Source organism: Methyloglobulus sp. (assembly GCF_040079455.1).
Lineage (GTDB): Bacteria > Pseudomonadota > Gammaproteobacteria > Methylococcales > Methylomonadaceae > Methyloglobulus.
On the sequence record NZ_JBEBKJ010000152.1, the window covers coordinates 1 to 3,787 of the forward strand.

Annotated in this window: 2 protein-coding genes and 3 pseudogenes; 4 read left to right on the forward strand and 1 reads right to left on the reverse strand. The window is 43.9% G+C overall.

Annotated elements, in window-relative coordinates:
* Window positions 1-283 (forward strand): annotated as a pseudogene (locus ABL924_RS18120) (VWA domain-containing protein); the annotation flags it as partial.
* A gap of 26 nt (window positions 284-309) precedes the next feature.
* Here the strand turns inward: ABL924_RS18120 and ABL924_RS18125 are convergent.
* A pseudogene (locus ABL924_RS18125) lies at window positions 310-892 on the reverse strand (recombinase family protein).
* A gap of 158 nt (window positions 893-1,050) precedes the next feature.
* Here ABL924_RS18125 and ABL924_RS18130 point away from each other — a divergent pair.
* The 3 genes and pseudogenes from ABL924_RS18130 to ABL924_RS18140 all read left to right on the forward strand — a co-directional run bounded on the left by ABL924_RS18130 (window position 1,051) and on the right by ABL924_RS18140 (window position 3,663).
* A complete protein-coding gene (locus tag ABL924_RS18130) occupies window positions 1,051-1,275 on the forward strand; it encodes a DUF4158 domain-containing protein (protein WP_349028499.1) in 225 nt (74 codons plus the stop codon).
* A gap of 49 nt (window positions 1,276-1,324) precedes the next feature.
* Window positions 1,325-1,696 (forward strand): DUF4158 domain-containing protein, encoded by a 372-nt coding sequence (locus ABL924_RS18135; RefSeq protein ID WP_349028500.1) that lies wholly within the window; start codon window positions 1,325-1,327, stop codon window positions 1,694-1,696.
* Window positions 1,697-2,845: 1,149 nt separating this feature from the next.
* Window positions 2,846-3,663 (forward strand): annotated as a pseudogene (locus ABL924_RS18140) (Tn3 family transposase).
* Window positions 3,664-3,787 lie beyond the last annotated feature (124 nt).

The following is a 3,787-nucleotide window of genomic DNA, read 5'->3' on the forward strand; positions in this document are numbered from 1 at the left end:
TGACCTGAACCCTGAGAAGATAGAAGGCTACAATGCCCGCAATGCGCCGTTTGGAAGCGCAGAAGCCACAGGAACCGAACATCTGAGTGCATTGAACGATGGTTATCTGTCGCAACTATCGTTAGAGGCTGGATTTGAATACCTTCACCTCACAGAACCTCAAACAATGCTTGCAAAACTTGAGGCAAGCAAAACTTATGCAGTGGCAAAAAATACTGTGGCCGATATTCGCTGGCAGTGGGCAATATTGGCATTGTCCTTAACAATAGCATTATGGTTGTGAGTAAAGCTAATTCATTTGTTCAATCTTTAAGTGCTACTCGGTTTGGATGTTTGATGCCAATCGGATGCAGGAAGCCAACGGTACAACGTAGGTACTGATATGCCAAGATCAGCGGCTACATTTTTTGGGGGTACGCCGTCTGCTAAAAGCCGTTTGGCCGATTGTAATTTTGAGTCCGTCATAATGCGTTTACGACCGCCAATCCTGCCATGCCTCCGCGCCGTTTCTAAACCTGCCCGGGTACGTTCTACCAATAGTTCACGTTCCATTTGTGCAAGGCTTGCCATGACATGAAAAAAGAAACGACCCGAGGATGTTGATGTGTCGATGCTGTCAGTCAAACTTTTGAAATGTATGCCAAGGCCTTCAAGTTCGCCGACCAGTGTTACCAAGTCCTTTACGTTGCGGCCAAGACGATCCAGTTTCCATACCACTAGTGTATCACCTTGGCAAAGAACCTCTAGTGCCATGTCAAGCCCTTTACGCGATGCCGTGGCACCGCTTGGCATGGTCTTTATAAATCTTCTCGCATCCAGCCTGAGTTAATGCCTCTGATTGAAGATGTAAATTTTGGTCCTTAGTTGAAACGCGAGCGTAGCCGATTTGCATAATTAATGTCGGTAAAAATATTCTCAAAACCCGTAACACTATAGCGAATCGAGAATTTTATTTCAAGAATGGTTTTTGAGAACTAAATAGAAGAGCAAATGATGTTTTTTTTGTGTTTGAAAAATTTTATTAATAACCCTCGTTTTCAATAGAACAAAATGATGCCCAACAACACCAAGCGGTTAGCAATTTTAAGCCAGGATGAAGTCCAGGAATTGTTTGGCCTCCCCAATTTTATCCATGAAGAGCGCGAGATTTATTTCTCACTCGATCCAGATGAATACTTGATCTTTGAATCACTGCGTCAAACGAATGCCAAGCTTCTGTTCTTGATTCAGTTGGGCTACTTCAAAGCCAGCCATCAGTTCTTCGTATTCACTTGAGATGATGTCCTGGCCGATAGGGATTACCTCCTAGCGCGTTATTTCCCGCATGAAGCGGCAAGCAATCCCAAGTAAAAATACCCGGCTAGCCCAACAGAAAATGATATTGCAGTGTCAAAGATACCGCCTTTTTGGTAAAGAGGAATACAAGTTCCTGACTCATAAAACTGGGAAGCTAACCAAGATTCATGCACAGCCCCGCTTTTTGCTGACCGAGTTATTGCGGATTCTGGACACTGAACAGATCACTATGCCGGGTTACAGCACCTTCCAGAAAATCATCGGTGCAGCCACCAGCGATGAACAAAAGCGGTTGAATGCCTGTATCCGGCAGCAAGTCCCAGAAAACATAAAATCCGAGATCAACGATTTGCTCACGATGGACGGGCAATTTTACCAACTGACCGCTCTAAAAAAGTGAGCAAAGGATTTTCGCCTAAATCAAATTCGTCAAGAAATCCAGAAGCATGTTTCAACAAACCATCTGTACAAATTTGCCCGTGAATTCCTGCCAAAGCTGGAGGTGTCAAACGAGAACGTAAAGTATTACGCTTCTTTGGCGGAGTATTACCCTGTCCATCGCCTACAACATATGCCGAAAAGCCAAGCGCAGCTTTATTTGCTTTGTTTTGTCTTCCATTGTTTTGAGCAAATCAGCGATAACCTGATTACCGCTTTTATCCATCAAGTGGCCACCACTACACAGGAAACTGAACGGGTTAGTCGGGAACAATTGACGGAGTACCACCTTGACCACCGCCAGCAATTACGCCAAACCGGCAAACTTGTCCAATTGTTTGTGGATGAGTCTATTGATGACGGGTTGCCCTTCCGAGGTATAAAAGTAGTGGCTTTTGAAATCGCTGATGAGACACAAATCAAACAAATGATCGATTATTTGGTGGGCAAAAAATTGAACCATCTCCATTACGAGTGGAACCATATCCAACAAATTTCCCGCAAAATTGCCTTTAATATCAGGCCGTTGTTCATGGCCATCGATTTTAGCGGCACACTAGATGACGATCCCCTTAGTGAAGCAATCAGCTTATTAAAAAGTGTTTTTAAGTTGGGGAAACCCGCGCTTTCACTGAAGTTACAAACAAAGTTGGCGACAATAATACCCAATAATCTAAAACCGTGGATAACGACACTTTCCCACTCTGAGTTTTTCATCTATCAGCAAATAAAAAATGGCCTCGAAGCCGGAGATATTTTTTTCAGCGACAGCACACGCTTTAAAAGTTTTGATGAAGACCTTCTCAGCAAGCAAGAAATGAAAGACAAACAACCTTTGCTCGAGGCGCTTGGCTTTCCAGTGTTGAATTTGACGATTAACCAGCGTCTTGCGGACTTAAAAACGAAGCTGGAGCAACGCTATAGTGAAGTTAACGCCAATATTTTAAGCGGGAAAAACCCGCACTTAAAATTTTCCCAGAAAAACGATGAAATTCATTGGACGCTGCCTTACAAGAAGCAGGAAGATACCGTCAATAACCCAATTTATGAACAATTGCCCCAAGAGGGGCTTATAAATGTTTTGCGATATGTTAATGAACAATGCGGTTTTATGGATGACTTTGAACACATCCAACCACGTTACGCCAAAAGCCAGGTGGATAAGGTCAATCTGATGGCTTGCATTATGTCCTATGGCGAACGTATCGGACTGGCGACAATGGCCGATATTTCTGACATAAAAGCCCATCTTCTCCGTACGACATCGAAGAATTATATGCGCCTTGAAAACACCCGAAAGGCAAATGACATCATTGCGAACGCTACCGCTATGTTACCAATATTCCAGCATTATAACCTGAATATGGGTACTTTACATGCCAGTGCCGACGGGCAAAAAATTGAGGCGCAGCGAGCTACGTTCAAGGCTCGCTATTCCAAGAAATATTTTGGCCTCAGCAAAGGGTTGGTGAATTTCACTATGGTGGTCAATCATGTTCCTGCCAATGCCAAAGTGATCGGTGCCAATGAGCATGAAAGCTACTATGCTTTCGATATTGTCTTCAACAATACGTCTGAGATCGACCCTGATGTTATCTCAGTCGATATGGCGGGCACCAACCAGGTAATTTTGTGCTAATGGAAACGTTCGGACGGACATGGGCGCCCCGGTATACGCATATTGATCGTAAAGCGACTAAGCTGGTAGGGTTTAACCCAGAAAACAGCTATCCATCCGACTACATAATAAAACCATCAAGGCAGGTCAAAGGGGACTTGATCGCCAGCGAAGGCGACAACTTACAGCGGATATTTGCCTCAATGGCACTCAAAAAAACCACACAAAGCACCATCGTCAGAAAACTTAGCTCCTATGCCCGTCGCAATAGAACTAAAAAGCCCTATGGGAATTGGATGATATTTACATGAGCATTTATGTACTCGATTATATAGACGGAGACCTTTGCACGACCTCAAGCCCCAAAATGGGTAAAATAAGCCTTTATTCAAGTTCGAGCAATAGCCTATGTCCTGGAAGAACCTAGCCCAAACC

Coding starts and splice junctions, on each gene's coding strand:
- ABL924_RS18130 (WP_349028499.1), top strand. CDS start 1,051: ATGATGCCCAACAACACCAAGCGGTTAGCAATTTTAAGCCAGGATGAA.
- ABL924_RS18135 (WP_349028500.1), top strand. CDS start 1,325: ATGAAGCGGCAAGCAATCCCAAGTAAAAATACCCGGCTAGCCCAACAG.